24 protein-coding genes and 1 pseudogene are annotated in these 26,098 nt (G+C 65.1%); 4 read left to right on the top strand and 21 right to left on the bottom strand.

The features are described from left to right. Positions 1-40: 40 nt before the first annotated feature. The 13 genes and pseudogenes from FAZ97_RS01830 to FAZ97_RS01775 form a co-directional block, all read right to left on the bottom strand. Positions 41-2,101, bottom strand: a complete 2,061-nt coding sequence (locus FAZ97_RS01830; protein ID WP_233271610.1) for a beta strand repeat-containing protein — start codon at positions 2,099-2,101, stop codon at positions 41-43. 45 nt (positions 2,102-2,146) lie between these two features. After that, positions 2,147-2,224, bottom strand: a pseudogene (locus FAZ97_RS35765) (ESPR domain-containing protein); the annotation flags it as partial. Between the two features lie 564 nt (positions 2,225-2,788). Further along, positions 2,789-3,604, bottom strand: coding sequence for an orotidine-5'-phosphate decarboxylase (gene pyrF, locus FAZ97_RS01825; protein ID WP_158756919.1), 816 nt, complete (start codon positions 3,602-3,604; stop codon positions 2,789-2,791). A gap of 173 nt (positions 3,605-3,777) precedes the next feature. Then, positions 3,778-4,950: an aldose 1-epimerase gene (locus tag FAZ97_RS01820; protein WP_158756918.1), complete on the bottom strand. Its 1,173-nt coding sequence runs from the start codon at positions 4,948-4,950 to the stop codon at positions 3,778-3,780. A gap of 319 nt (positions 4,951-5,269) precedes the next feature. Continuing rightward, positions 5,270-6,184, bottom strand: a complete 915-nt coding sequence (locus FAZ97_RS01815) for an SMP-30/gluconolactonase/LRE family protein (RefSeq protein ID WP_158756917.1) — start codon at positions 6,182-6,184, stop codon at positions 5,270-5,272. Next, positions 6,181-6,981, bottom strand: a complete 801-nt coding sequence (locus tag FAZ97_RS01810; protein WP_158756916.1) for an SDR family NAD(P)-dependent oxidoreductase — start codon at positions 6,979-6,981, stop codon at positions 6,181-6,183. The genes FAZ97_RS01815 and FAZ97_RS01810 overlap by 4 nt, the downstream gene beginning before the upstream one ends. A 50-nt stretch (positions 6,982-7,031) precedes the next feature. Then, complete coding sequence (gene araH, locus FAZ97_RS01805) at positions 7,032-8,060, bottom strand: L-arabinose ABC transporter permease AraH (RefSeq protein ID WP_158756915.1); 1,029 nt, start codon at positions 8,058-8,060, stop codon at positions 7,032-7,034. A 21-nt stretch (positions 8,061-8,081) separates the two neighbouring features. Then, entirely contained in the window at positions 8,082-9,593 is a 1,512-nt protein-coding gene (araG, locus tag FAZ97_RS01800) for an L-arabinose ABC transporter ATP-binding protein AraG (RefSeq protein WP_158756914.1), read from the bottom strand. A gap of 77 nt (positions 9,594-9,670) precedes the next feature. Beyond that, positions 9,671-10,672, bottom strand: a complete 1,002-nt coding sequence (locus FAZ97_RS01795; protein ID WP_158756913.1) for an arabinose ABC transporter substrate-binding protein — start codon at positions 10,670-10,672, stop codon at positions 9,671-9,673. Positions 10,673-10,817: 145 nt separating this feature from the next. Further along, positions 10,818-11,597: an SDR family oxidoreductase gene (locus FAZ97_RS01790; protein WP_158756912.1), complete on the bottom strand. Its 780-nt coding sequence runs from the start codon at positions 11,595-11,597 to the stop codon at positions 10,818-10,820. Then, on the bottom strand, positions 11,594-12,271 hold the full coding sequence (locus FAZ97_RS01785; protein WP_158756911.1) for a 2-dehydro-3-deoxy-6-phosphogalactonate aldolase: 678 nt from the start codon (positions 12,269-12,271) through the stop codon (positions 11,594-11,596). Before FAZ97_RS01785 ends, FAZ97_RS01790 begins: the two co-directional genes overlap by 4 nt. Positions 12,272-12,337: 66 nt before the next feature. Then, positions 12,338-13,354 (bottom strand): 2-dehydro-3-deoxygalactonokinase, encoded by a 1,017-nt coding sequence (locus FAZ97_RS01780; protein WP_158756910.1) that lies wholly within the window; start codon positions 13,352-13,354, stop codon positions 12,338-12,340. Further along, entirely contained in the window at positions 13,351-14,310 is a 960-nt protein-coding gene (locus FAZ97_RS01775; protein WP_158756909.1) for an IclR family transcriptional regulator, read from the bottom strand. The genes FAZ97_RS01780 and FAZ97_RS01775 overlap by 4 nt, the downstream gene beginning before the upstream one ends. Before the next feature lie 495 nt (positions 14,311-14,805). On the opposite strand from FAZ97_RS01775, the gene FAZ97_RS01770 reads away from it, so the two are divergent. Beyond that, on the top strand, positions 14,806-15,156 hold the full coding sequence (locus FAZ97_RS01770; RefSeq protein ID WP_407671818.1) for a type II toxin-antitoxin system RelE/ParE family toxin: 351 nt from the start codon (positions 14,806-14,808) through the stop codon (positions 15,154-15,156). Continuing rightward, complete coding sequence (locus FAZ97_RS01765; RefSeq protein ID WP_158756907.1) at positions 15,153-15,497, top strand: helix-turn-helix domain-containing protein; 345 nt, start codon at positions 15,153-15,155, stop codon at positions 15,495-15,497. Before FAZ97_RS01770 ends, FAZ97_RS01765 begins: the two co-directional genes overlap by 4 nt. Before the next feature lie 44 nt (positions 15,498-15,541). On the opposite strand, the gene FAZ97_RS01760 is transcribed toward FAZ97_RS01765, so the two are convergent. From FAZ97_RS01760 to FAZ97_RS01750, 3 genes are all read right to left on the bottom strand, one after another. Next, on the bottom strand, positions 15,542-15,931 hold the full coding sequence (locus FAZ97_RS01760; protein ID WP_028201897.1) for a RidA family protein: 390 nt from the start codon (positions 15,929-15,931) through the stop codon (positions 15,542-15,544). 84 nt (positions 15,932-16,015) lie between these two features. Next, positions 16,016-17,497 (bottom strand): N-acyl-D-amino-acid deacylase family protein, encoded by a 1,482-nt coding sequence (locus FAZ97_RS01755; protein WP_158756906.1) that lies wholly within the window; start codon positions 17,495-17,497, stop codon positions 16,016-16,018. A gap of 34 nt (positions 17,498-17,531) precedes the next feature. Next, positions 17,532-18,458 (bottom strand): MurR/RpiR family transcriptional regulator, encoded by a 927-nt coding sequence (locus FAZ97_RS01750; RefSeq protein ID WP_158756905.1) that lies wholly within the window; start codon positions 18,456-18,458, stop codon positions 17,532-17,534. A 127-nt stretch (positions 18,459-18,585) separates the two neighbouring features. Between FAZ97_RS01750 and FAZ97_RS01745 the strand changes: the two genes are divergently transcribed. Beyond that, entirely contained in the window at positions 18,586-19,866 is a 1,281-nt protein-coding gene (locus FAZ97_RS01745) for an amino acid deaminase (RefSeq protein ID WP_158756904.1), read from the top strand. 35 nt (positions 19,867-19,901) lie between these two features. Here FAZ97_RS01745 and FAZ97_RS01740 read toward each other — a convergent pair whose 3' ends face one another. Both FAZ97_RS01740 and FAZ97_RS01735 read right to left on the bottom strand, forming a co-directional pair. Continuing rightward, positions 19,902-20,378: a MarR family winged helix-turn-helix transcriptional regulator gene (locus tag FAZ97_RS01740; RefSeq protein ID WP_158756903.1), complete on the bottom strand. Its 477-nt coding sequence runs from the start codon at positions 20,376-20,378 to the stop codon at positions 19,902-19,904. Positions 20,379-20,452: 74 nt separating this feature from the next. Continuing rightward, entirely contained in the window at positions 20,453-22,048 is a 1,596-nt protein-coding gene (locus tag FAZ97_RS01735) for an MDR family MFS transporter (protein WP_158756902.1), read from the bottom strand. 131 nt (positions 22,049-22,179) lie between these two features. On the opposite strand from FAZ97_RS01735, the gene FAZ97_RS01730 reads away from it, so the two are divergent. Beyond that, positions 22,180-23,058 (top strand): EcsC family protein, encoded by an 879-nt coding sequence (locus FAZ97_RS01730; protein ID WP_158756901.1) that lies wholly within the window; start codon positions 22,180-22,182, stop codon positions 23,056-23,058. Here FAZ97_RS01730 and FAZ97_RS01725 read toward each other — a convergent pair. The 3 genes from FAZ97_RS01725 to FAZ97_RS01715 form a co-directional block, all read right to left on the bottom strand. Continuing rightward, positions 23,028-23,996 (bottom strand): alpha/beta hydrolase, encoded by a 969-nt coding sequence (locus FAZ97_RS01725; RefSeq protein ID WP_158756900.1) that lies wholly within the window; start codon positions 23,994-23,996, stop codon positions 23,028-23,030. The two genes, FAZ97_RS01730 and FAZ97_RS01725, sit on opposite strands and share 31 nt — an antisense overlap. Before the next feature lie 142 nt (positions 23,997-24,138). Then, positions 24,139-24,573, bottom strand: a complete 435-nt coding sequence (locus FAZ97_RS01720) for a CHRD domain-containing protein (RefSeq protein WP_158756899.1) — start codon at positions 24,571-24,573, stop codon at positions 24,139-24,141. A gap of 248 nt (positions 24,574-24,821) precedes the next feature. After that, complete coding sequence (locus FAZ97_RS01715; RefSeq protein ID WP_158756898.1) at positions 24,822-25,952, bottom strand: porin; 1,131 nt, start codon at positions 25,950-25,952, stop codon at positions 24,822-24,824. Positions 25,953-26,098 lie beyond the last annotated feature (146 nt).

The following is a 26,098-nucleotide window of genomic DNA, read 5'->3' as shown; positions in this document are numbered from 1 at the left end:
ACGGTTTCCCGTGGCGGGCCCTTCAGTCACGACGGATCGATCAGAACCCGAACGTCGCGCCAACCGAGGCGCCGACACTGCCGCCGCCCGTCGACTTCGACACGTGTGCGTTCAGGAGCAGGCGATCAGACACGTACCAGTTCGCACCAACCGCCAGCGCGGTTTCACCACCGTAAGTACCCGCCGCCGCCGCCATCTGGAAGTTGCCTTCCGCCCGTGCGTTCACCGCGTCCAGGCTCGATGCGTTCAGCGCACCGTTGGCCACGTTGGTCAGCGTCACCGGAGCCGTTGCACCCGTGCCACCCAACGTCACCGAGCTGTGTGCCGACGAGTCGTACATCACCGCATCGGCCAGCTGGCCTTGCATGTTCGTGATCTGGCCATTGATGGTCGTCACGTCACCGGACAGCGTCGAAACGTTGCCCTGGATGCTCGTGACATTGCCTGCAAGGTTCGTCACGTTGGTCGTGACATTGCCTGCAAGGTTCGTCACGTTGCCCGCGAGGTTCGACACGTTCGTGTTCGTCGCGTACAGCTGCTGGCCGTTCACCGCGTCCGTGCTCGACGTGCTCAGCGTGCCGTTCGTCACGTTCGTCAGCTTGACCGTCGAGCTTGCACCCGTGCCACCCAACGTCACCGAGCTATGCGCCGACGAGTCGTACATCACCGCGTCGGCCAGTTGGCCTTGCATGTTCGTGATCTGGCCGTTGATGGTCGTCACGTCACCGGACAGCGTCGAAACGTTGCCCTGGATGGTCGTGACATTGCCTGCAAGGTTCGTCACGTTGCCCGCGAGGTTCGACACGTTCGTGTTCGTCGCGTACAGCTGCTGGCCGTTCACCGCGTCCGTGCTCGACGTGCTCAGCGTGCCGTTCGTCACGTTCGTCAGCTTGACCGTCGAGCTTGCACCCGTGCCACCCAACGTCACCGAGCTATGCGCCGACGAGTCGTACATCACCGCGTCGGCCAGTTGGCCCTGGATGTTCGTGATCTGGCCGTTGATGGTCGTGATATTGCCCTGGAGCGTCGTGACGTTGCCTTGGAGGGTCGTGACGTTGCCCTGAAGCGTCGTGACGTTGCCTTGGAGCGTCGTCACCTGGCCCTGAAGATTCGTGATATTGGTCGCGTTGGCCGTAACCTGCGTGTTGGTCGCGAACAGTTCGGAACCGTTGACCGCGTCGGTGCTCGATGCCGTCACCTGGCCCGCCGCCACGTTCGTGATCTGACGCGTTGCGCCCGTCGCACCCACGCTCACCACGCCCGTCGGCGTCGCGCCCGCGTAGGTGTAACTGGTGCCGCCGATCGTGCCGCCGGAGGTCGCATTGGCGGCCGACGTGGTCGCGCCATTGCCCAACGCCACCGAGTTCGCCGTCGCAGCCGTCGCGCCGTTGCCGATCGCGATCGCGTTCGTGTTCGTGGCCAGTGCCGCCGGACCGATTGCCGTCGAGTTCGTGGCGCTCGCCGTCGAGTCGGCCCCGACCGAGTTCGTGTGGAAGTACTTGATGCCGATGCTGTTGATCTGGCCAAGCGCGGCGTCGACCTTGCTGAATGCCGTGCCGATGTCCGTCGCGGCGCCCGTGGTGCCGGCGATCGAATTGGCGTTGCTCAATGCGTAGCTCGGCGCGCTGACCGTGCCGTTCGATGTCACGGTCGAGCCGCCGCCCAGCGCGGTCGCCGTCGAATTGGCGAGACCATACAGTTGCGAGCCGTTGATCCCCTGCACGCTGGTGGCATTCACCGCGCCCGCGGCAACGCCGGTGAGAAGAACGTTATTGCCGACCGCCGTCATGACAAACTTCGAGATCCCGTCCGGCGACATGGTGATGGTGGCAAGGTTCGCGTTCAGGTCGATCTGGGTTCCGCCAGCGTACATCTGCGCCGCGTTCTGCGATCCCTGTACCGTACCGTCTATCCACCCCGGGCCGCCGCAGCCGCTTTGGACACCAGTAACCCGGTTATCGATGTAATTGGTACCGGTCGTGTTCGTGTAGCAGAATCCTGCAGCCGATGCGAGCCCCGGCATGGCCAGCCCGCCCAGGAGAAGGCCAAGCGGCACGAGCGCGAGCTTGAGATTGAACGAGTTCGCAGCCGTTGCTTGCACCGGAGCAACCGTCGATACACGAGAAGCACCGCGGCCCGAGCAAGTCCTGGACTTTGCCGTTTCCTGCGCCGCAACCCATGTTCCCGTCGTGTCGTTCCAGACAGAACGATAAGCCTGATTCATTTTGCAATCCTTAATTAACTGTTAAGATGTCCAGAATTTATTGAGGCATGGGCCTCGCCGGAAGCATCACTTAAGCGAGAGTCTCGCGCTTCGTTTAAGAAGGGCTTTCTGTCCGTTGATTCATACGACGAACCGCGCGACTTCCATATGTCTAGTATTCCCTCGTTCGGGAGTCAGTCCTATCGGAGAAATTCGATTGAGGGGAGACTGAAGGGACACACTTCCCGTCAGCACAGCCCTCACGTCAGCCGGGCTGCGGCCGCGCAAAGACGATTAGCCGGTGGAACCGGCAAGGCGATCTCGCCAGTCGAACCTGTTCGACGGGCGCGCGCTAGCGAAAAAGGGGACCAGTTCCGCGCTTGCGAGCACCCAACGATGCCAGTGGGCGCGTGCAGTCCCCAACGGAACGGACGAATCTTACGAAGGAGGAGGAAGGAGACGTATCAGACAATTCCTATTTCCTTTGCATTGCACAAAGGAAAATGCCTGATCTCAATGAGGATATTAGAGAATTGTTAAAAGCAACCGGAGGCTTGGTTCAAGCATGCCTCGGGTTGCCCGGCTTCATCGAAATGTGTTGATCCGGTCGCGCGTTTCTTTGGCAGCCGTTGCAGCCGCCTGCGCATAATCCTCGCCCTTGCTCGCATAGATGATCGCGCGCGAAGAATTGATGAGCATGCCTGTGCCATTCGCCGTGCGGCCGGCCTTCACGGTCGCCTCGACGTCACCGCCCTGCGCTCCAATGCCAGGAATCAGCAACGGCATGTCGCCCACGATGGCGCGCACGGTTTCGATTTCCTTCGGGAAGGTGGCGCCCACCACAAGGCCCAGTTCCCTGCTCGCGTTCCATTTGTTTGCGGCCAGATCCGCCACGACCTGATAGAGCGGTCTGCCGCCCGTTTCGAGGAACTGCAGGTCCGATCCGCCAGGATTCGACGTACGGCACAGCACGATCACGCCTTTGCCCTTGTGGGCCAGCCACGGCTCGATCGAATCGAACCCCATATAAGGGTTGACCGTCACGGCGTCGGCCTTGAACCGCTCGAACGCTTCGCGCGCGTATTGCTCGGCGGTGCTGCCGATGTCGCCGCGCTTGGCGTCGAGAATGACAGGCAGGCCCGGGTGTTTCTCGTGGACGTGGGCGATCAGCGCTTCGAGCTGGTCTTCGGCGCGGCGCGCGGCGAAGTACGCGATCTGTGGCTTGAACGAGCAGGCGTAGGGCGCCGTGGCGTCGACGATGTCGCGGCAGAACTCGAAGATCGCGTCGCCGCGGCCGGCCAGCGCGGCGGGAAATTTCGTGGGCTCGGGATCGAGGCCAACGCACAGCAGCGAGCCGGTGCGCTGCCAGGCGGCGCCGAGGGTCTGGGTGAAGGAGGTCATGGTGAAAAGCTCGCGGCGAGTCGGTATGGGGGAAACGGCGCGTATTTTACCCGGCTTGGCAAACGCCGCCGCGTCGCCACGCCCGGTGCATCGGGCGCGGGTACCCGATACACCGGAGCGAGCACTTATTGATCAGACGATTAAGACTCAATACCCGGTGCGTCTCCGGCGCTCTACGCTCGAGCGCGCGCGCCCTTACTGTCGCGAGCGCCCGTCCGTGCGCGCGCGCCGGTGTGGTGCGGGTTTGCGATTGCCCGCATGTCCATGCGCTCAACGGTGAAGGAAAAGCGCCGCACAAGTCGCTCGCCGTGCGCGAGGACAGTCATCCCGTTCGCATCGCCACCGCCACGTAGGTTCATCGCGTTGATCGGATGATCGACGGGCTCGAAGCAGAAGAAGTCGGCGCCGGGCGGCGTGTACAGCACGTAGTAATCGGTGTTCGCACAAATCGAGAGCGAGAGCCGACGGCGCTCCCACACTACCGCGGCGCGTCCACTCCAGCCGCTGAACGCGTGATTTACCAGTTGTTCAGGCAGCGGGTACGCAATGCCGAACTGCCAGGCCGGAGGAGCAGGCACGTGGCGCACCGGCAGCCAGTCGTCGCCCGAGAGCCACAGGCCGCTCGCGGGCGCGGAGAGCTCGGTGCTCGTATCGCGGGCGAGGAACGGATGCACGCCTAGCCCGAACGGCAGCGCGTCGCGGCCCGTGTTCTCCACTTCGAGACCGATAGTGAGTGTGGCGCCGCCAAGCGCATACGTGAGCGCCGCGCGGTACGAATACGGTTCGCCGCCGCTGCGGTCGAGCAGGAGCCGCACGTTTTCGCGATCGGCGCTTTCGATGCTCCACGGCGCGAGCCAGCCGTCGCCATGGATTGGTAAAGGTTCGCTCGCGCGATTGCGCGGCACCTCCACATCGCGTCCTCCGAAATGAAAGCGTCCGTCGCCAATGCGGTTCGAATACGGCAGCAGCGGGTAACACGCCAGTTCGTTCGGGTCCATGCGCGCGCTCACACGCTCGCAGCGGCGGAACACGGGTTCGAGCGCGCCTTCGCTGCGCCAGTCGAAGCGCGTAATTCCACCGCCCAGTTGGGGCACGACGTCGAGCCTGAGATACGCATTCGCTAACGTCACGCAAGCTACGTCGCTCGTGCCCGCAGCGCCGATGGCCACCGCCGATGTGCTCGGCCCCGGCATGACAGGGTGGGTGGCCGCTTCGAGCCGGGCGCGGCGCGCGGCGGCGGCAGGTGAGACAACGGGCGCGGAAGGTGGCACGCTTGCGGCGGCTGCGCCGCCAGCGGTAACGGTGGAACGTGTGGGTCGACGCACAGCGGAATTCGCGACGCTCATAAGATGCTCCTCGAGAGGCATGTTTGATTGCCGCCGCAAAAGGCGGCTCACCGGTGGCCTGTCGACGCCATGCGCTCGCTTTTCTTCTCGCTCGCACACGCGCCTGCGGCCGCTTCTTGTGTTCGCCCTTCTAGTGGTACTGGCAAAGCCAACTGCGCACTATCGATCGACTGCATCTGTTGCTGAACTGCAACGACTATCCGTCTCTACGCGCCGCGTGCTGCTTGCGGTCGTCGGTACGCTTGCCAGAAAGCAACGCGCGCTTATTGTCTAACGTAAGCGCACGTGCGCCGTTCGGGCGATGCTCGACGTAACGAACTCAAACGCGCCGACGCCCTTGAAACCGCGGTTCTTCAAGGCCCTGGCGGCCAATGCGGACCGCAAACACGCCGCCTGCATGCGGCTCGCGCGCAAGAGCCTCCTCCTCCATTTCCTCGCGCGCGCTCGTGACATAGAGCGTGTCCAGAAGTGCACCGCCGAGCGTAACGCAGCTTGGCTGTGCTGTGGGAATCTTTACGCGCTCGGTTTCCACACCATCGGCGCCATAACGCACCACGCGCTCGCCGCCCCACTGTGCATTCCAGAGGCCACCTTCGGCATCGACGGTCGAACCGTCCGGCACACCGGTGTCGTCGGTCAGCGTGACGAACGTACGCTGGTTTGCAATCGTTCCATCCGCACCGTAGTCGCACGCGCGAATCTCGCGCGAGAGCGTGTCGCAGTAGTACATCGTCGCGCCGTCCGGGCTGAACGCGATGCTGTTCGAGATCGCGGGCGCGGGCAACGGCAGGCGCTCGAGCGTGAGGTCGTGATTCAGCCGATAAAAGCCGCCAATGGCTTGCCTCGGCGTTCCCTCATACTTCGTGCCAAACACGAAGCGGCCCTGGCGGTCGCAGCGCCCGTCATTCAGGCGCGTCGGCACGCCGGGCTCCACCTCGACGATGGTCTCGATCGCGCCCGTTTCCAGATCGAAGAAAGCCAGCCGCGATTCGAGGCCCAGCAGCAGCGTGTGGTCGTCCTCGCAAAGTGCGAAGCACGCAAGGCGCTCCGGCATCGCCCAGGTCACGTGCTTGCCGTCGCGCGGGTCGTAGCGCGCAAGATGCCGCGCGGTAATGTCGACCCAGTAGAGCCGGCCACGGCGCGAGCACCAGGTCGCGCCCTCGCCCAGCTCGCACTTCGCGTGGACGAGCAGTTCGGCCACCGTTTCGCTCGAAGCGCCTTCGCTTGCGCTCATGCCCAGCCTCCGTCCACGACGATGTCCTGCGAAGTGATCATGCGGCTGTCGTCGGCGGCGAGAAAGAGCGCCATGCGTGCGAGGTCTTCGGGCAGCAGCTCGGCGTCGATGCATTGGCCGCGCTTGATGTCCGCCCGGCCTTCGTCGGTGAGCCACAGGCGGCGCTGCTTGTCCGTCATCACCCAGCCCGGGACGAGCGAATTCACGCGCACGCCGTAGCGCCCAAGATCCTTCGCGAGCCCGCGCGTGAGCCCCTGCACCGCCGACTTGCTCAGCGTGTAGACGGGCATTCCCCACTGCTTGAGCATCCAGCTAATCGAGCCCAGGTTGATGATCGAGCCAGCACGCGCGGCTTTCATGTCTTCCGCCACAGCTTGAGCGGCGAACAACTGGTGCCGCACGTTCACGGCGACGCACTCGTCGAACGACTCCGGCGTCACTTCCGCCAGCGTATGGCGGCGGTCGTTGGCGGCGTTGTTCACGAGCACCTCGATGGGCCCGAGCGCCGTCTTCACGTCGGCGATGGCGGCTCGCAGCGCGTCGATATCGGTAAGATCGCAGGCCGCGAAGAGCGGCTTGTGGCGCGAGTCGCCGAGCTCGTCGGCAAGCGCCTGGCCTGCGCTCGCATCGATGTCGAAGAACGCGACGCGCGCGCCCTGCGCGGCGAAGTGCTCGACGAATGACGCGCCAATGCCGGTCGCGCCGCCCGTGATCAGCACCACGCGATCGGCCAGGCTCGGGTAGCGCGCGTAGTTTTCATGCGCGTGGCGCACGACAGCGTTAGCGGGGGACGACATCGTGTTGGGCTCCTGATGAATGACTCAGTCCTGGTTTCAATCGGCGAGGGTTAATCGCGGGCGCCGCGGTTCTTCAACTGATCGAGCAGCACTGCCGCGAGCAGGATCGCGCCGCGAACGAGGTACTGGTAGAACGCGTCGATGTTAAGCAGGTTCATCACGTTTTCGACCGTGCCCATGATCAGCACGCCGATCACCACGCCGGAAATCGTCGCGCGGCCGCCCAGCAGCGAGACGCCGCCCAGCACGCACGCCGAGATCACGTTCAGCTCGAAACCTTCGGCCGCATTCGGCTGACCCGACGTGATACGCGAAGCGAGGATCACGCCCGCGAGCGCCGTGACCGCGCCCTGGATCAGGAAGATCCACACACGCGTGCGCTCGACCTTGATGCCGGCGAGGCGCGACGCCTCCGGATTGCCGCCGATGGCGAGCGTATTACGGCCGTACACGGTCTGGTTGAGCATCACGCCGAACACGATGAAGCAGATGAGCGTGACCCAGATCGGCAGTTGCACGCCGAAGAGCGAGGCCGTGCCCATGGCGATGAACGTATCCGACGACACACCCACGGCCTGGCCGTGCGAGGCGATGAAGCCGAGGCCGCGCACGATTTCCATCGTGGCGAGCGTGGTGATCAGCGCGTTGATGCGCAGATACGCGATCACCGCGCCGTTCACGAAGCCGATCGCGGCACCCGCCGCAACGGCCGCAACGATCGCGATGAACGTGTTGTTCGTCGCGTTGAGCACCATCGCGCAGAGCACGCCGGCAAACGCGACGATCGAGCCGACGCTCAGGTCGAAGTCGCGCGAGGCGAGACAGAACATCATCGTGCAGGCCACCATGCCGATCTGCGAGACCGACAGCGCGAGGCCAAGCATGTTCTCGATCGAGAAGAAGTGATCGACGGTCAGCGACATCACGAGGAACATGACCGCGAAGATCACGATCAGGCTGTACTCGGTGATCTGCTGCCACCACTTCTGCTTGTCGGTGGAATTTGGAATCAGCGCGTCCGCGACGCTCTTGGCAGCGCTGTTGGCAGACTCGGCCGCCAGGTTTTCTCTTGCTTGCATTTCAGTTTCCTCCCCGTCCACTCATGCAGCCTTGGCCTGCGCGCGCTTGGGCAGCGCAAGGTCAAGCACCGCGTGTTCGCTCGCCGCGCTGCGCGGCAACTCGCCCGAAATACGGCCTTCGCGCATCACCACGATGCGATCCGACACGCCGAGCACTTCCGGCAATTCCGACGACACCATCACGATCGCGCAGCCGCGCGCGGCGAGCTGATAGATCACGTTGTAGATCTCATGCTTCGCGCCGACGTCGATACCGCGCGTCGGTTCGTCCAGAATCACGACCTTCAGGTCGGGCTCGGCAAGCCAGCGCGAAAGAATCGCTTTCTGCTGGTTGCCGCCCGAAAGAAAGCGGATTTTCTGGCGGCGGCTCGGCGTCTTGATCTTCAGCAGCTTGATGAAGCGATCCGCCGTTTCCGCTTCCTTCTTGCGGTCGAGGAACATGCCCGCGCGCAGAAAATGCCGGCGGCAGCTGATGTTGATGTTCTCCGAAACCGTTGCCATCGCAACGATGCCCTGCTCCTTGCGGTCCTCCGGGCACAGCACGATGCCGTGACGAATTGCGTCGCTCGCGCTCTTCACGCGAATGGTCTTGCCGTCCAGCTCGATCTCGCCTGCGCGCCGCTTGTGCGTGCCGTAGATGAGCTGCATCAGCTCGCTGCGCCCCGCGCCCACGAGCCCGAAGAAGCCTACGATCTCGCCCGCCTTCACTTCGAAGCTGGCCGCTTCGTTGAGCGGATGCCCTTCGACGCCGCGCACCGCGAAGCGCACATTGCCATGCTCGCGCGGCGTGTAGTTGTAGATGTCGCTGATCTCGCGGCCCACCATTTCGTGCACGAGCGTTTCGCGCTTCACCTCTTCGAGTTTCTCGTGCGATGCGACCTTGCGGCCGTCGCGGAAAATCGTGCACGCGTTGCACAGCTCGTAAATCTCGTCCATGCGGTGCGAGATGTAGATGAGCGCGCGATTATCCGCACGCAGTTCGCGCACGAGCTTGAACAGCACTTCGGTCTCGCGGTGCGAGAGCGAGCTTGTTGGCTCATCAAGTGCGATCACGCGCGCATTGCGCAAGAGCGCCTTGCAGATCTCCACCATCTGGCGTTGCGCGATGGAGAGCTTGCGCAGCTTCGCGGCCGGATCGAGATCCACGCCCATGGCGGCGAGGCGTTCGCGCACGAACTTGCGCGCCTCGCTGCGCTTCACCCAGCCAAGCGCATTGGGCAGCGCGCCAAGCAGCAGGTTTTCCGCCACGGTGAGGTCGGGCACGTATTGCAGTTCCTGGTGAATCACCGCGATGCCCGCGCCGATCGAAGCCGCCGCATCGGAGAAGTGCACCTCGTTGCCGTCCATCAGGATGCGGCCGGAATCGGGCTGATACTCGCCGCCCAGAATCTTCAGGAGCGTGGACTTGCCCGCCCCGTTCTCGCCCATGAGGCCATGCACTTCGCCTGCGTTCACCTCGAACGACACGCCGTCGAGCGCGCGCACGCCTGGGAACACCTTGCCGATATTGTCAAAACGCAGTGTCGCTGACACTTCGGTTTCCTCTCATTCGATGCGTTGCGGGGCACTCGCCCCGCAACGGGAAACACCTCAAACCACTTCTCTCAGACTTACTTCGAAGCGAGACCCATCTGCTGACGCACGCTTTCCACGTTGTCGCGCGTGGCCAGCATGCCCGTCGTCAGCGTGAGCAGCGGCGGTTCCTTGCCTTGCGTGATCCACGTGTACATCAGGTCCGAGGTTTCCTCGCCATGGCGCTTCGGGCTGATGATGACCGTGCCGTAGAAGCCCGTCGGCGCCGGCTTCTTGAACTCGTTGAGTGCCGAGTCCGAACCGCCGATGCCGATGCCGATCATGTTGTCGGCCTTGAAGCCGCGGCCTTCCGCTGCGCGCACGGCGCCGAGCACGCCTTCGTCATTCAGCGCGTAAGCGACCCAGTGCTTGTACTGCGGGTTCTTCGTGAGTGCGATATTGGCGGCGTTGAAGGCGTTTTCCGTGTCGGTCTTCGCTTGCGGCGCCATCACGATGTTCGCCTTCGGGAAGCCCGCGGCCACGAGCGCGTCGGTCGCGCCGCTGGTGCGGTCATGCGCCGTCGGCAGCTGTTCGTAGGTCACGTCGATCGCGCCGACGTCCTTCATGTCCCAGCCGCGCTTCTTGATTTCGGCGGCAATGCCGTCGCCCACCTGCTTGCCGATGTTGTACGCCGAAATGCCCATGTGCGGCACCGACTCGATCGGCTTGCCTGCGCCGTCCACGAGGCGGTCGTCCACCGTCATCATCTTGAGGTTGTCGGCCTTGGCCTTGGCAACGATGCCCGGTCCGAGCTTCACGTCAGGCGTGCAGATGATGAAGCCCTGCGCCTTTTGGGCGGCCAGGTTGTCGATCGCGCTCATCACCTTCTCGCCCGAGGGCGCGCCGATCTTCACCAGCGTGAAGCCCTTTTCCTTCGCGGCCATTTCCGCGAACTTCCATTCGTCCTGGAACCACGGCTCTTCGGGCTGCTTCACGAGAAAGCCGATCTTCACCTGGTCGGCGGCCTGTGCGACCGGCGCTTGCGCGAACACGGCGGTAGCGGCAGCGGCCAGCAGCGTCAGAAAGATGCGTCGTTGCATGTTGTCAGTCTCCTGTCTTCTTCAGTCACGGGAAGGGTATCGGCCGCCTCTTCTTTTACCCGTCCAAAACGCGCGGCCAGCGCTCCGGCGGATTCCTGCGTATTCTTATTCCTTCGTGCTGCGAATTACTTTTTTTCTAAATCTCTCATTCGTGATGCAGCGCCGTGCGCCCGCCATCGATCGTGATGCAGCTCGCGTTGATAAACGGCGCCTCGTCCGAGGCAAGAAACACCGCCGTCATCGCGACTTCTTCCGGGCGGCCGATGCGCTTCATTGGCGGCAGTTCCAGCGTGGCCTTGCGCGCCGCTTCCGGGTCGGGCTGCGCGTTCCACCAGTCGTGCGTGAGCTGCGTTTCGATGTAGCCCGGCGCGATCGCGTTCACGCGCACGTTCTTCGGTGCGTACTCGATGCCGAGCGCACGCGTGAGCCCGATCACGCCGTGTTTCGCCACCGGGTACGGGAAGCAGCCCGGAATGATCTGAAACGCGTGCGTCGAGGCAATGTTGATGATGCTGCCCGCGCGCCGCTCGACCATGCCCGGCAACACCGCGCGGCAGCCGTTCCACACGCCGTCGAGATCGACGGCGAAGCAGCGGCGCCAGTCGTCGTCGGTCATCGTGAGCGGGTCGGCGAACACGTTGATGCCGGCGTTGTTCACGAGCACGTCGACCGGGCCGAACGCGCGTTGCGCTTCTTCCACGGCCGCACGCACCGAGGCGGGCTGCGTCACGTCGGTCTTGACGGCCAGCGTTTGCGCGCCATCGCATGCGTTCGCGATCTCGCGCGCCGTGGCTTGGGCCGTCGCGCCATCGAGTTCCGCGAGCACGACGGCGGCGCCCTCGGCCGCGAACGCACGCGCGATCGCCGCGCCGATGCCGCGCCCGGCGCCGGTCACGAGTGCGACCTTGCCCGCGAGACGATTCACTTTTGCGCTCCGTGCACAGCCTTCCAGCCTTCGATGAAAGCCAGCGCGTTCGCGCGCGTGGCCGCCGCGTCCTGTCCCGGCTTGTAGAGCGCCGAGCCCAGGCCGAAGCCGCTCGCGCCCGCGGCCAGCTGCGCTCCCATGTTGTCGGGCTTCACGCCCCCAACAGGCAGCAGCGGCACCACCGGCGGAATCACGGCGCGCCAGGCCTTCGTCACGGCCGCACCGAGTTGCTCGGCGGGAAACATCTTGAGCGCGTCGGCGCCGTGCTTGAGCGCCGCGAACGCTTCGGTCGGCGTGGCGACGCCGGGCACGCACGCGAGGCCCTGGAGCTTCGCGGCGAGGATCACATCGGTATCGGCGTGCGGCATGACGATCAGCTCGCCACCCGCTTCCCGCACATCGCGCACGCGCTCGGTGGTGAGCACGGTGCCCGCGCCGATCATCGCGTCCTCAGGCAATGCCTCGCGCAATGCCGCGATGCTGTCGAGCGGTTGCGGCGAATTGAGCGGCACCTCGATGATCCGGAAACCCGCTTCGTAAAGCGCGCGGCCATGCTCGGCGGCCTCGGCGGGCTTGATGCCGCGCACGATCGCGACCATGCCGCACGCGCGGAACGCGGCGACGAAGCCAGCGTGTGGCGTGTACGGGGCGGGCAGGTTCAGTTCGGGTTCCATGTCGGCTTCCTGTTGCCTGGTTTCGTGTCGGGTTCGATTCAGCGGGTTCGATTCTTCGGTACGCGTTTAGCGCGGCTCGACGAGCCCGGCCTGTACCGCAATGCGCCAGAGCCCGTGTTCGGTCGCTTGACGCACGAGATGCGCGCCGCTGCAGCCGAACGCGGCAAGCGCCATGCGGTAGCGCTCGCACAGCGCCTCGGCGCCGATGAGCTGCGGCGCGCAATCCGCCAGCGCCACGTCGCGCCGCGCCAGCGCCGCTTCGAGGCCCGCCAGTTCGTGCCCGATCACGAGGCCCGAGAGATAGTCGGGCTGCTCGTCGGCGGCGAGCTGAGCCGTGAGGCCAAGCGTGCGCGTGCTGAACGCCGTGGCAAGCAGACCCACACAGCCCTGCTCGCGAGCCACGCCAACGCCACGTAGAAACGCGGCCGTATCGGGCTCGACGGGGTGCTTCATCGTGCGGCCGAGGATCGTGTGCGCGCACAGCGCCGCGTAGACCTCACCCGTCATGAAGGTGTAGAAGCGCGCAATGCGTTCGCCCTCCACGACGACCCATTTCGCGTGCGTACCGGGCAGGCCGACGAGCGATGTTTGCGTCGCTGACGCGTCGCTCGATCCGCTCAGCGCACCAAAGATCTGCGTTTCCTCGCCGCGCATCACATTGGGCAGCGCACCCGGCTCCAGGACGCCCGGCACCACGGCGACTTCGGCGCCGCACGCGGCGCGCACGCGGACGATGCCGGCCACCAACGCCTGGGCGCTCGCGGGCGTTTCGACATAAGGCGCCTGCACCCAGCCCTGGGCGCTGCCGACCATGCCCGCGGCCAGCACCGGCAGTGCGGGCGCTTGTGCGAGCCACACGCCGCACGCTTCGTCGAAGGCGGCGTCGAAGCCGCCCTCTTCGGCGGGCACGGGCAGGTTCATGATCCCCGCCGTCGAAACGCGCGTGGCGATCACCTTGCCCGCCGCATCGAACAGATACGCGCGCAGCGAGGTCGTGCCCCAATCGAGCGCGACGAGCGCGGCGTCACGGGCGATCGCGCCGTCGCTGGCCGCGCCGCTTGCAGGCTTTTCATGCGCCTTCATCGGCGAATCCTGCGCGTGGTGGGCTGCGGCGCGCGCCAGCCCAGTTCCTGCGAAATCGCGCGCGCCTCGCGCTGCACCACCGGAATCAGCTCGTCCATGCGCTCGAGCGGCATGTAGGGAATCGTGCTCGCCACCGAAAGCGCCGCCACGATCGCGCCAGAAGCGTCGCGCACCGGCGCCGCCACGCAGCGGATCGAAATTTCGTTCTCCTCCAGATCGAACGTGTACCCGCCCGCCGAGTAAGTCGCCATGCGCTTCAGGAAAGTGTCCGGTTCGAGACTGTGGTCGGGACGGAAGCTCACGCCCGCGAGCGTACGGCGCGATGCGTCGAACAGGTCGCGCCACGATTGCGGCGCGAGGTCGAGCATCATCGCCTTGCCGATGCCCGTGGACGCGAGCGGCATGCGATGCCCCACGCGCGAACGCATCTCGAGGCCGCGCTGGCCGGGAATCTTGTCGATGTACAGCACGTCGTCGCCGTCTCGCACGCCGAGGTGGATCGTGTCGAGCGTTTCATCGGCGAGCGCCTGCAGATGCGGACGGGCAACGGCCGTGAGCGGCATCTGCTCGAGCGCGATGGTGCCGAGTTCGATGAGCTTCGGCCCGAGCAGGTAGCCGCCCTGCACCTGGCGCAGGTAGCGCGCCTGCACGAGGCTCGAAACGAGGCGATGCGTGGTACTGCGCGTCGTGCCGAGCACTGCGCCGAACGAGCGCAAATCGCGCACGCCGGCGGCGGCAGCTTCGAGAATGGCCAGGCCGCGCAGGAGCGTCTGGGTGCCGGCCTGCTGCATCGAGCCGTCGAGCAACGTGCTCGCGACGCCGATTTCATCGGCGGCGGGGCGGGCTTTCGGCTGCACTGCCGATTGCACTGCAGCGGCGCTTGACACGGCGTTTTGCACCGGCGCGGCCTCGTCGGGGAGGTTCGCGGCGAGTGTGGATGACATCGCTTTGTTCATGGCGAGGGCGATGAAGGGAAACGTTCGAAAAGGCGCGTGCCGTCAGGCGGCGCGCGAACCGTGCTTCGGGAGACGGCGCGGCGCGTGGGCGGCCGGGGCACATCGGGCATGTAGCGGCGGGCGGCACGTGGCCGCGCAAAGCGCTGGCTGAAGCATGTCGAACGTCTCCTTTGCTGTCCGGTTCGCTGCGCGCCTTCGCGCGTGCGCCGGATTTATCGGTCTGCCGACGGTGTTTGCTGCGAACGAGTTCATCGCGGCGTGTCGGATGGCTGGATTGTAGGCAGGTTTTTTCGAGTTCTCCAATATGTGATTGGGTCGCTCATATATTGGGAAATTGGTAAAACAGCTGCCCTCTGCTGAACGGCTAGAGAGGGACAGAAGCTGCGGGGGCGTTGATGCAAGCTAGGGCGCGCCTGCCCGAGTGTGCAGAGACTTGAGCGAAGTCATACCTGGTGCAAACCAGGCCGCTCAATGTCTTTGAGGCCATATAAGATTTTGTATAATCCTGCTCATGCCAAGCCATTGGAGTTTTGCGGCAGCGCACTCGCGGATCTACGGAAGTTTCCGGAACAGTTACGTCAGGAAGCCGGTCAGCAGTTGCGGCGCGTGCAACGCGGCCTCGACCCAAACGACTGGAAGCCCGTGAATCCCGTTGGCCGCGGCGCGCGTGAAATACGCATTCGCGACACGAGTGGTGCGTTTCGTGTGATCTACGTCGCGCACATCCGCGATGCCATCCATGTGCTGCATTATTTTCAGAAGAAGTCCGGGAAAACGGCCTTCGTCGATCTTTCGCTTGCCGCGCGCCGCTATCGCGATGCGTTAAACAAGGAGTCCAAACCATGAGCCGCAGGAGTCACGCAAACCATGAACGCCAGCGCCTCGACAGCGTATGGGACGCGCTCGAAAACACGCCTGAAGCCGCGCAGAACATGACGCTGCGCAGCGATCTCATGATCACCCTCGAGGAGCACATCAAGCGCAGCAAGCTGACCCAAACGCAGGCCGCCGCGCTCTTCGGCGTAACGCAGCCACGTGTGTCCGACCTCATGCGCCGCAAGATCGATCTGTTCTCGCTCGATTCGCTCATCAACATGGCGGTAGCGGCGGGCATGAAGGTCGAAATGCGCATCACCGCCGCCTCCCCGCACGACGGCGGCACGCAAGAAAAAACGGCTGCCGGATAACTCAGGCAGCCGCTTCTGTCACGCTGCGCAACTACGCCGCGCCCTTACTTACCGGCGGGCGCCTTGTAAGCCACGCAGTCCACTTCGACCTTGCAGTCCACCACCATGCTCGACTGCACGCAAGCGCGTGCTGGCGGATGCTCGCCGAAGTACTCGCGGAACACCTTGTTGAAGGACGTGAAGTCGCGCGCGTCGTCGAGCCACACGCCGCAGCGCACCACGTGCTCCGCGCCGTAGCCCGCTTCCTTCAGGATGGCGAAAAGATTCTGGATGGCCTTGTGCGACTGCTCGACGATACCGCCGTTGATCACCTCGCCGCCTTCCATCGGCGTCTGGCCCGAGACATACAACCAGCCGTCGGCTTCCACGGCGCGTGCGAACGGCAGATGTTGTCCGCCCTGGCCCTTGCCGCCTTCCGCTCCAATTCGTTTCATCGTTTGCTCCTTTGAGATCGTGCGGCGCGCGCGGCCTTTTGGGCCATGCGCGCCGAGGGTCGAAATTCGATAGATTAAGCTTGCTTAAAAGGCGTTCGCCTCTTCCTGCGCCTCACGCGTGCCGCGCGCCACGAAGTGGCCCGCGCGCTCGCCCGTGGGCTGGCCGTCGCGGTACGAGAGCACGCCGTTGACCCACACCGCATCGATACCTTCGGCCACCTGCTGCGGCTTCTCGAAGGTCGCCGCGTCGCGCACGCGGGCGGGATCGAACAGCACGAGGTCGGCGTGCCAGCCCACATGCACCTCGCCGCGCTGCGTAAGGCCGAAGCGCCGCGCAGACAAGCCCGTCATCTTGCGCACTGCTTCTTCGAGCGGCAGCAAGGCCGCGTCGCGCGCATAGTGACCGAGCACGCGCGGAAACGCGCCCCACAGGCGCGGGTGCGGCAACGGGTCGTTCGGCAGGCCATCCGAGCCGACCATCGTGGCCGGATGCGAAAGAATGCGGCGCACATCGTCTTCGGACATGTTGTGGTACACCGCGCCCGCCGGCTGCAGGCGCTTGCCCGCTTCCTGCTGCGAAACGCCCCACTCGGCGGCGATGTCCTTGATGAGCTTGCCCGCCTGCTCGGGGTGCGGCGTGGACCACGTGATCGTGATGTCGATGTCGCCCGTCACCTGCTTGAGGTCCAGTGTCGAAGAACTGCGGCTGTACGGATAGCAGTCGCAACCCACCGGCTGATACTTGCGCGCGCTTTCGAGCGACGCGAGCACTTCCGTGCTGCGCCCCCAGTTGGAAGGGCCCGCGCATTTCAAATGCGAGATCACCACCGGCACACGCGCATGCTGGCCGATGTGGTACGCCTCGTTCATCGCTTCGAGAATCGCGTCGAACTCCGTGCGCATGTGCGTCGTGTAGACCGCTCCGGCGGCAGCGAGCGGCTGGGCCAGCGAGGCGACCTCTTCGGTCGAAGCCTCGAATGCCGAACCGTAGGCGAGGCCCGTGGAAAGGCCGAGCGCACCGTGTGCGAGCGCGTCTTCGAGTTGCGCGCGCATCGCCGCGATCTCGTCGCCGGTCGCGGCGCGCTTCAGATCGTTCATGTGATTGTTCCGCAGCGCCGTATGGCCGATCAGCGCACCCACGTTCACGGCGGGCCGCGCCGCGTTCACCGCATCGACGTAAGCCGGGAACGTCGGATAGCTGAACGCGTCGCGCTCGCCGAGCAGGTTCATCGGATCGGGGGGATCGCCCTTGAGCGTCACCGGCGAAGCGCTGATCCCGCAGTTGCCGACGACCACCGTCGTCACGCCCTGGCTGATCTTCGGCAGCATTTGCGGCGCGCGGATCACGTGCGTGTCGTCGTGCGTATGGACGTCGATGAAACCCGGCGCGAGCGCGCGGCCATTGGCCTCGATCACTTCTTCCGCGAGCCAGTTCGACAGGTTGCCGATCGCGACGATGCGTCCGTCGCGCAGCGCCACGTCGCGCTCGACGGGCGGCGCGCCGGTGCCGTCGTAAAGCATGGCGCCAACGATCAACGTATCGGCGGCTTCGGGGTGCGAATGCATACGCGTCTCCTCAGGATGGCTCTCAGTTCGACGCTCAGTCACCGAGCGGCTGGCATTCGCCGCCGCCACGATGGGCGTCCAGCGTGTGCTTCATGCGGCGCAGCAACTCGCGGGTGGCCTCTGGTTGCGCAAGCGCCAGCTCGGTCACGAGCACGTCGAGTGCCATCATCATCGCGTAACGTGATGACGACGGCTTGTAGATGAAATCGGTCTCGCTCGCGACGATCGGCACGAGCCAGTCGGCGAGCGCGGCGAGCGGCGAAGCCGGTGCGGTGAGCGCGACGAGCTTCGCGCCGTAGTCGCGCGCGATCCGGCACGCATCGACGAGTTCGGGCACGCGCCCTGTTACGGAGAGCGCGACGACCACGTCTTCGGGCGAAAGCGTGCTCGCCACCATGCGCTGCAGCAAGCTGTCCTGGTACGACGCCACCGGTCGGCCCAGGCGCACGAGGCGAAAGCGCATCTCGTCGGCGAGCGCGCTCGAGCCGCCGCCCATGCCGAACACGTAGATCATGCGGGAGCGCGCAAGCGCCGCGGCGGCCTGCGCAAACGGCGCCTGGCGCAGCAGTTCGTGGTTGCGCGCAAGCGCCGTGTGAATTTCGTCGTAAACACGTGTGGCAAGCGGTTCGCCTTCGGCATCGGCGGCGCGCGGCTTGTCCGCGCTTGCGGCGTCGCCAGCGTGTCCGCCGCGCAGGAAGCGGTCGCCCACGGCGGCCGCCTGCGCGAGCCGCAGCTTGAGTTCGCGCACGTCGTGGCAGCCCACCGCCTTCGCAAAGCGCGTGACGGAGGCAATGCTCACGCCCGCGCGCTGCGCCAGCTCGCCGATGCTCGCACGCGCGGCGCTGGCAAGATCGTCGAGAATCAACGCGGCCACGTCGCGCTCGGCCGGACGCAGTTCGGGCACGCATTGCGCAATACGCGCGACGATGTCGAAACGGGCCGGATCGGCGGCGGTGTTCATTGCAGGGAGTCTGTTAATAAATAACAATTCACGACGCGATGTTACTTTGTGTACTATCTCCAAGTCAACGTCGGCTCATAAGACGCCGGTGTAGATGGGACGCATGAAGCATATGGAGCGAAGGGAAATGAAAGTTACAAACTATCAGAGTGCAACGATCGACCCGAATAGCAAGGGCCTTGGCAACCTGCCCGGCGCGAGCGTGCCGCTCGGGGACGCCGGGCGCCTCGAATGGAATCTACTCGAAGAGGACGTGAGCCTGCCGGCAGCTGTGCTGTATGCCGATCGCGTCGAGCACAACCTCAAGTGGATGCAGGATTTCGTCACGCGCTATGGCGTGAAACTCGCCCCGCACGGCAAAACAACGATGGCGCCGCAGCTGTTCCGCCGCCAGATCGACACGGGTGCGTGGGGCATCACGCTCGCCACGGCGCACCAGACGCGCGCCGCCTACCGCGGTGGCATCTCGCGCGTCCTGATGGCCAACCAGCTCGTCGGCCGCCACAACATGGCGATCATCGCCGAGTTGCTCAGCGACGCGAGCTTCGAGTTCTTCTGCCTCGTCGATTCGGTGGAAGGGGTTGAGCACCTGGGCGAATTCTTCCGCGCATCGGGCCGCACGCTGCAGGTGCTGCTCGAACTGGGCGTGCCGCGCGGACGCACGGGCGTGCGCGACACCGACACGCGCAACGCCGTGCTCGCCGCCATCGCGCGCTACCCCGACTCGATCAAGCTCGCGGGCGTGGAAATTTACGAGGGCATCCTCAAGGAAGAAAGCGAAGTACGCACCTTCCTGCGCGACGCGCTGAACGTCACCCAGGAACTGGCCGCCGCTGGCCGCTTCGCGCGCACGCCCGCGCTGCTCTCGGGCGCGGGCTCGGCCTGGTACGACATCGTCGCGGAAGAATTCGCGCCGGCCACGCAAGCCGGCACGATCGACGTGGTGCTGCGTCCCGGCTGCTACGTCACGCACGACGTGGGCGTCTACAAGCAGGCTCAGTCGCAGATCCTCACGCGCAACCCCGTGGCGCGCGAGATGGGCGTGGCGCTTCTTCCCGCGTTGCAGCTTTGGGCCTATGTGCAGTCGATTCCGGAGCCGGGCCGCGCCATCATCGGCTTCGGCAAGCGCGACGCCGCGTTCGACGCGGGCTTTCCCGAGCCGTCGCGTCACTATCGCCCGGCGAATGGTGGCGCGCCGCGCGAAGTGGCGGCAAGCGAAGGCTGGGAAGTGTTCCAGATGATGGATCAGCACGCCTATCTGAAGATTCCGGCAGGCGCGGACCTGAAGGTCGGCGACATGATCGCGTTCGACATCTCGCACCCCTGCCTCACGTTCGACAAGTGGCGCCAGGTGCTGATGGTCGATGGGAAATATCGCGTGACGGAAGTGATCGAGACGTTCTTCTGAGTGCGGCGCGCCTCGGTGAAAACTGCGGGGCGGGCTTAGCCCGCTTCAGGCCCGGCGTCCTGAGCCTGCACGAGCGCAGCCACCGCCGTGGCCGCTTCGCCAATGCGCGCCTCCATCATCCCCAACGCGCCCGACAGCGCCGCGAGCGCGTCGTCGGGCAGCGACATCGTCACGTTCAGGAACGCGTTGCGACGCGGCAAGCCCTCTTCGATCACGGCGCGGCCCGCGTCGGTCAGCGTGACGTTGGTGATGCGGTTGTCGCGCTCGTCGGCGCGGCGCGCGATCCAGTCGAGCGACTCCAGCGCCTTCAATTGCCGCGTGAGCGCGCCAGGGTCCACGCGCAGCCGCTCGACGAGCCGCTTTTGAGACGACTCGCCGCTCTGCTCGTAAAGCGCGAGCAGAATGCGCCAGCGTGGCAGCGGATGCCCGACCTGCGCCTCGAACGCCGACATGAACGCACGGTAGGTCCGTCCAAACTGCTGCACGATGGCGATGCGATCCTGAATTTCCATGCTTTGTTTTCCTGCCGGCTTCCGTGCCAGCTTCTGCCGGTATCCACCGCGGGCCCACTGCGGGCCGGGGTAATTCAATCCGCGTGAATCACGGGCTCCAGCTTGCGCTGCAGCTTGACCGGCGGCACGCGCCGGGTTTGCCAGATCGACACCACCGCGATCACCGCCGCCACGGCAATACCGAGGTGAATCGCGCCCACAAGCGCTTCGCGTGCGGCTTCGAGCAGCGGCGCGCCATTATGCCCGGCGTGCGTGAGATCGGCGATGAGCGTTGCCTGCGCGTCGCGGTTGATGAGGATCTGCGGATCGGCGAGTTGCGGCAGCCAGTGCGTGGCGTGATCGGCGTCCAGCGCGCGTTGCACGCCGCTCGAATAGAGCTGCGTGACCATCGTGCCGGTGAGCGCCGTGCCGATCATGCCGCCGATCATCCGCAGCGACTGCAGCAGCGCCGTGGCGATGCCCAGATGCTCGCGACCTGCCGTCTGCTGCGCGAACACGGTGAGATTCGGCATGACGAAGCCAAGGCCGATGCCAGCCACGATCATGAATGCCATGAGCAGGCCGCGCGGTGTGCCGCGCGTGGCGAGCGCCACCGCGAAGCACGCTGCCGCGATCATCGTGAAGCCGATGTAGAGCATCAAGTTTGGGTTGCGGATGCGCGAGACGATGCGCCCGTTCGCGATACTCCCAATCGTGATGAACACCACGAGCGGCGTGATGACGACGCCCGCTTCCTTCGGCGTCATGCCAAAACCGCCCTGGAACAGGAGCGGAGCATAGAAGAGGAGCGAGAACATCGTGAAGCCGCCCAGCACGGCCAGCGTGAAGAGCGCGTTCAGGCTCGCGTTGCGGAACATGTCGACGGGCAGGATGGCCTGCGGGCAGCGCCGCTCCCATTGCCAGAGCGCCCAGCCGGCCGCCAGCGCAAGGACGAGCAGGCCGATGGCCGAAGCGCTGAGACCGTGCCCCGGCAAACGCTCCACGAAAAGCTGCAAGCTGCCGAGCGCGACAGCGATGAGGAGCGCGCCCGGCCAGTCGAGGCGCATGCGCGCCTCGTGCGCGACGTGACGCAAGTGCGGCAGATACTTCCACACGAAAAGCAGCGAAAGCAGGCCCACGGGCAGATTCACGTAGAACACGGAACGCCAGCCGTAGTACTGCGTGAGAAAGCCGCCGAGCGACGGCCCGACCGCATTGGCGATACCGAACGCGGAACTCATCAGCACCTGCCAGCGCAGGCGCACGACGGAATCAGGAAAGAGATCGGGAATGCAGGCGAAGGCCGTGCCAACCAGCATGCCGCCGCCGATGCCTTGCAGCCCGCGCGCGATCACGAGGAACAGCATGCTGTTGGCGGCGCCGCACAGCACGGAAGCGGCGGTGAAGACGACGATCGACGCGATCACGAACGGCTTGCGCCCGTAATAGTCGCCGAGGCGCCCAAAAATGGGGACAGTAATGACCGAGGTGAGCAGATAAGACGTGGCGACCCACGCGTAAAGTTCGAACCCGCGCAGCTCGGCGACGATGGTCGGCAGCGCGGTGCCCACGACGGTCTGGTCGAGCGCGACGAGCATCGTCACGAACGAGACGCCGAGCATCGCGAGCAGCGACTCCCGGAACGGCAGAACCTGCCCGCTCGAATGGTGGGCAGCGGTATGAACGGCCATTTTTTGATCCAGCAACGGTTGACGCGTCAAAGATTAATCATCATAGCACGGCGCGATCCACTACACTGGGGCGTCGAATGGCGGCGATGCCCCGCCGTCGTTGCTGATAATGCGGGAGCGCAATGGAACCCATGACCGACCCCACAAGCGAACTCACAGCCGCCGATCCAGCCCGCGCGGGCGCCGCCGCGGCTTTCACCGAGGCCGATCTCGACGCGCTGCGGCGCGCCAAACATCAGCTCGAAACGCCGCCGCTCGGCATGAAGCTCGCGGCCATCGTGGGCGCGCCGGTGGAAAAGCTGCTGGCGCGGCTGCCCGGCGTCGCCAACGACAAGGTGGCCGACGCGACGCAATCCGCGCTACGCAAGTGCCTGCAGCTCGCGCTGAAAACGCTCGGCAAACAAGGTGCGCTCGCCACCGCCGAGGCTCGCACGAACACAAAGCCGAGCAATCTGCTGCACAAGTTCGCGGTGGCGACCACGGGCGCGGCGGGCGGCGCATTCGGCCTGTTCGCGCTGCCGGTCGAGTTGCCCGTCACGACCACGCTGATGTTTCGCTCGATTTGCGACATCGCGCGCAGCGAAGGCGAGAATCTGGCCAGCACCGACACGCAGCTGCAATGCCTGACCGTATTCGGCATGGGGGGCCGCTCGGCTGCCGACGACGAAGCCGACTTCGGCTATTTCATCGCACGCGGCGCGCTTGCGAAGGCGGTATCGGCTGCGTCGTCGGAAATGGCAACGAAGGGCTTTGCCGCGCACGGCTCGACCGCGCTCCTCAAGCTCATGCAGACCGTGGCCGCGCGCTTCTCCGTGCAGGTGAGCGAGCAGGTCGCGGCGAAATCGATACCGGCTATCGGTGCGGTGCTCGGCGCCATGGTCAACACGGTGTTCATCGACCATTTCCAGCAGGTGGCGCATGGGCATTTCACTGTGCGCCGGCTAGAGCGCCACTACGGCGAAGCCGCCGTGCATGCGGCCTATGACGCGATCGACGTCGCGCTCGATTGAGGCGGCTGCGGTTTCTCGTCGCCGCGCACCTGCGCACCGGTCACGCGGCGCACGAAGCTCGCGGCGACGTCGAGCGTGCGGCGCGCTTCGGGCATGAACGGCGCATAGATCGGCCAGATGTGCGGCATGCCACCGGCAATCTCGCACTCCACCGACACGCCTGCGGCGCGCGCGCGTTCGACTACGCGGCGCGTGTCGTCGAGCAGCGTTTCGGAGCTTCCGACGAAGAGGCTTAGCGGCGGCAAGCCGCGAAAGTCGGCATAAAGCGGCGACACGTAGGGATCGCTCGCACTTGCCGAGCCGAGGTAGAACGGCGCAATGCGCGCGAAGACCTCGCCGCTGAACATGGGATCGCGCCCGTCGTTCTCGCGTATCGAGGCGCCCGTCGCCGCAAGATCCGTCCAGGGTGAAAAAAGCACGGCGCCGGCGGGAAGCGGATCGCCCGCGTCGCGCAAGGCGACGACTGTGGCCAACGCCAGCCCACCGCCCGCAGAATCGCCGCTGATCACAATCGAGCCAGGCCGCGTGCCGTTTGCCAGCAAGTGGCGATACGCGGCCAATGCGTCCTCGAGTGCAGCAGGAAACGGATGCTCGGGCGCAAGGCGATAGTCGAGCGAGAAGACGTCTGCGCCGGCGCGCTTGCCCAGACCGAACGAGATCGCGCGCTGCGAGCGCGGCGAGCAGAAGTAATACCCGCCGCCATGCAGATAGAGGAGCGTGCGCTGCGCGGGCGAGCGCTCGCGGACAAGCCACTCGCCGCGCAACGGGACATCGGAGGCGTCGTACTGCTCGCGCAAGCGCCAGCCGCTCGGCACACCTGGGGTCCAGATACGCCTAGCCGTCAGCATGCGCACGCGTGCGACGTTGATTGACTTGCGCGTTTGCGGCAGAAACGTGCGGCGCAGGAACCTGCAGATCAGCCTGCTTTGCCAGCTCATCGGCTCAGCCCTCCACGGCACTCAAGCTGGACTCAGCCGGCACTCGGCAGCGGTCAACGGACATCGTCCCGCAATCCGGCGTCGATTGCGGGAACGAGCGGCGCGCGCAATCCGGCGAGCGAGGCGAACGATCGCGCGCCGATCAATTGGCGGGCAGCACCTGGCCGCGAATCTCGCCTGACGGGTTTTGCGCCGTATGAATGTTGAAATACCACTGGCCGCCCATCAGCTGAGTGACCTGCTGCTCGTTGAGCGTGGCGGAACCCTTGATCGGGCTTGCCAGTTCGCCCTTCGGAATCGGGACCTGCACCCCGGCGTTCTGCCCAACGGGCGCGGGGCCGTGAAAGTGCGCGGCGGAGGCCGGGCCGGAGAGCCCTTCGTACGTGATCGTCCAGTTCAGCGATTTCGTGGACGTGTCGAACGTGGCGTTGAGCATGCCGTGGCCCTGACTGACACGCGGCGGCACTTCGCTGGACGGTTCGAGATCGGCTTTCAGCGCGACAGTGTCAGCGTACGCAGCGCTGGAGGCGAGGACACACAGAGCGAGAGTGAGCTGCAGCGGACGAAGCACATTCATGGAATTTCTCCTGTTTTTGTGGCGCGCTGCACCAGAAGGCACAAAACCGCGCTCTCACATGCTAGAGCAAATCCGCTGGGTGCGTCCGCTGCGCCGATGTCGGCTCCGCGTAAGCCGCGTGCAATAAAAAAAGGCGCCGCAAGCGGCGCCTTTCAACCCAAGTACTACCTTCTTGCCATCCGGCGCTCCGCGCTCCCATCTGCGATGCTTGCAACAACCCCAACCAGGAGCGCGACGCCTCCGAATTCTTAGAAGCGGTGACGGATACCCGTCGTGATGATCCCCTGGTTCTTCGACGACGAGAAGTTGTCGTTGCCCTGGAAGCCCACTTGCGTGATGCCCACTGCATTCTGGCCAGCACCCCACATGCCGACGCCTTCGAGGTACACATCCGTGCGCTTCGAGAGCGAGTAGTCGGCTTGCAGCGCGAACTGGTGCCAGTGCGCCGAACTGCTGCCGTTCGCGTCGAGCACCGAGCCGTTCGCATTCGTGTACGTGTACATCGCGCCGATGCCGAGAGCCGGCGTCAGGTTGTAGCGTGCGTTGGCTTCGATGTTGTTCAGGCGCAGCGAATTGCCCAGCGTGTCGTTGACGCGCGACTGCGTGAACACGACGCCGCCGACCATCGGACCATAGGTGTAGCTTGCGCCTGCACCCCAGTTGCGCTGACGCGCATTGCCGCTGAGATCGCTGAGCGCGCCGAGCGTGTTCGCCATCGGCGAGCCCTGGACCGCGCCGCCGCCGTTGGCATTCACGCCATTGATCTGCGTATAGGCCGCACCAAGACGCAGGCCCTGGTACGCATAGCTCATACCGGCGCTGTACGCGCGGTTGACCGCGAAGCCGCCGGCCTGGTTCGAGAACGCGTAGAGGCCGCCGAACTGGAAGCCCGAGAAGTTCGGGCTGGCATACTTGATCGTATTGTTGAGCGAGAACGTGCCGTTCAGGTCGTCGTTGTCCATGAGGTGGGCCGTGTAATTGCCGCCCCAGGTGCCCACTGCGGTGAGCGGACCGACGTAGTCGATCATCGAGTCGAACTGGCGACCGAACGTGACCGTGCCGTACTGGTCTTGCGTCAGACCGACGAACGCCTGACGATTGAACAGGCCACCGTTCTGCTGGCCGTTCGCGACATTGAAGCCGCTTTCCAAGGTGAAGATCGTCTTCAGGCCGCCACCGAGATCCTCAACGCCGCGCAGGCCCCAGCGGCTCGCCGAGACGTTACCGCTCGTCAGCGCGAAGTTCCGGTCGCCGTTGACATTGGTCGTGTAGGTAATACCTGCATCAACAATACCGTACAGCGTGACGCTGCTTTGCGCGTACGACGCCGATGCAAAAGTCGCGGCGACTGCCGCCGCGATAGCCAATTTCTTTTTCATATGCTTCCTTCGATGCAAGGCCTTTCGGCAAAAATGGATGCCGTCGCCGGCCTCACGCCGGCATAGCGATTCCGTCATGCAGTGCATAGCACCACGTTGATTTGCATGGCGAAGTTTATGGTCGTCGCCTTTTGGAGGACCATCCA

The sequence above is a fragment of the Paraburkholderia acidiphila genome (assembly GCF_009789655.1).
Taxonomy (GTDB): Bacteria; Pseudomonadota; Gammaproteobacteria; order Burkholderiales; family Burkholderiaceae; genus Paraburkholderia; species Paraburkholderia acidiphila.
The sequence above is the reverse complement of the archived record's forward strand: the minus strand, read 5'-3'. Positions and strand labels throughout refer to the sequence as shown.

Bases quoted from the DNA above. Each gene is read 5' to 3' on its own strand.
- pyrF (WP_158756919.1), bottom strand. From the start codon at position 3,604: ATGACCTCCTTCACCCAGACCCTCGGCGCCGCCTGGCAGCGCACCGGC.
- FAZ97_RS01820 (WP_158756918.1), bottom strand. From the start codon at position 4,950: ATGAGCGTCGCGAATTCCGCTGTGCGTCGACCCACACGTTCCACCGTT.
- FAZ97_RS01815 (WP_158756917.1), bottom strand. From the start codon at position 6,184: ATGAGCGCAAGCGAAGGCGCTTCGAGCGAAACGGTGGCCGAACTGCTC.
- FAZ97_RS01810 (WP_158756916.1), bottom strand. From the start codon at position 6,981: ATGTCGTCCCCCGCTAACGCTGTCGTGCGCCACGCGCATGAAAACTAC.
- araH (WP_158756915.1), bottom strand. From the start codon at position 8,060: ATGCAAGCAAGAGAAAACCTGGCGGCCGAGTCTGCCAACAGCGCTGCC.
- FAZ97_RS01795 (WP_158756913.1), bottom strand. From the start codon at position 10,672: ATGCAACGACGCATCTTTCTGACGCTGCTGGCCGCTGCCGCTACCGCC.
- FAZ97_RS01785 (WP_158756911.1), bottom strand. From the start codon at position 12,271: ATGGAACCCGAACTGAACCTGCCCGCCCCGTACACGCCACACGCTGGC.
- FAZ97_RS01780 (WP_158756910.1), bottom strand. From the start codon at position 13,354: ATGAAGGCGCATGAAAAGCCTGCAAGCGGCGCGGCCAGCGACGGCGCG.
- FAZ97_RS01775 (WP_158756909.1), bottom strand. From the start codon at position 14,310: ATGAACAAAGCGATGTCATCCACACTCGCCGCGAACCTCCCCGACGAG.
- FAZ97_RS01765 (WP_158756907.1), top strand. From the start codon at position 15,153: ATGAGCCGCAGGAGTCACGCAAACCATGAACGCCAGCGCCTCGACAGC.
- FAZ97_RS01760 (WP_028201897.1), bottom strand. From the start codon at position 15,931: ATGAAACGAATTGGAGCGGAAGGCGGCAAGGGCCAGGGCGGACAACAT.
- FAZ97_RS01755 (WP_158756906.1), bottom strand. From the start codon at position 17,497: ATGCATTCGCACCCCGAAGCCGCCGATACGTTGATCGTTGGCGCCATG.
- FAZ97_RS01750 (WP_158756905.1), bottom strand. From the start codon at position 18,458: ATGAACACCGCCGCCGATCCGGCCCGTTTCGACATCGTCGCGCGTATT.
- FAZ97_RS01745 (WP_158756904.1), top strand. From the start codon at position 18,586: ATGAAAGTTACAAACTATCAGAGTGCAACGATCGACCCGAATAGCAAG.
- FAZ97_RS01740 (WP_158756903.1), bottom strand. From the start codon at position 20,378: ATGGAAATTCAGGATCGCATCGCCATCGTGCAGCAGTTTGGACGGACC.
- FAZ97_RS01735 (WP_158756902.1), bottom strand. From the start codon at position 22,048: ATGGCCGTTCATACCGCTGCCCACCATTCGAGCGGGCAGGTTCTGCCG.
- FAZ97_RS01730 (WP_158756901.1), top strand. From the start codon at position 22,180: ATGACCGACCCCACAAGCGAACTCACAGCCGCCGATCCAGCCCGCGCG.
- FAZ97_RS01725 (WP_158756900.1), bottom strand. From the start codon at position 23,996: ATGAGCTGGCAAAGCAGGCTGATCTGCAGGTTCCTGCGCCGCACGTTT.
- FAZ97_RS01720 (WP_158756899.1), bottom strand. From the start codon at position 24,573: ATGAATGTGCTTCGTCCGCTGCAGCTCACTCTCGCTCTGTGTGTCCTC.
- FAZ97_RS01715 (WP_158756898.1), bottom strand. From the start codon at position 25,952: ATGAAAAAGAAATTGGCTATCGCGGCGGCAGTCGCCGCGACTTTTGCA.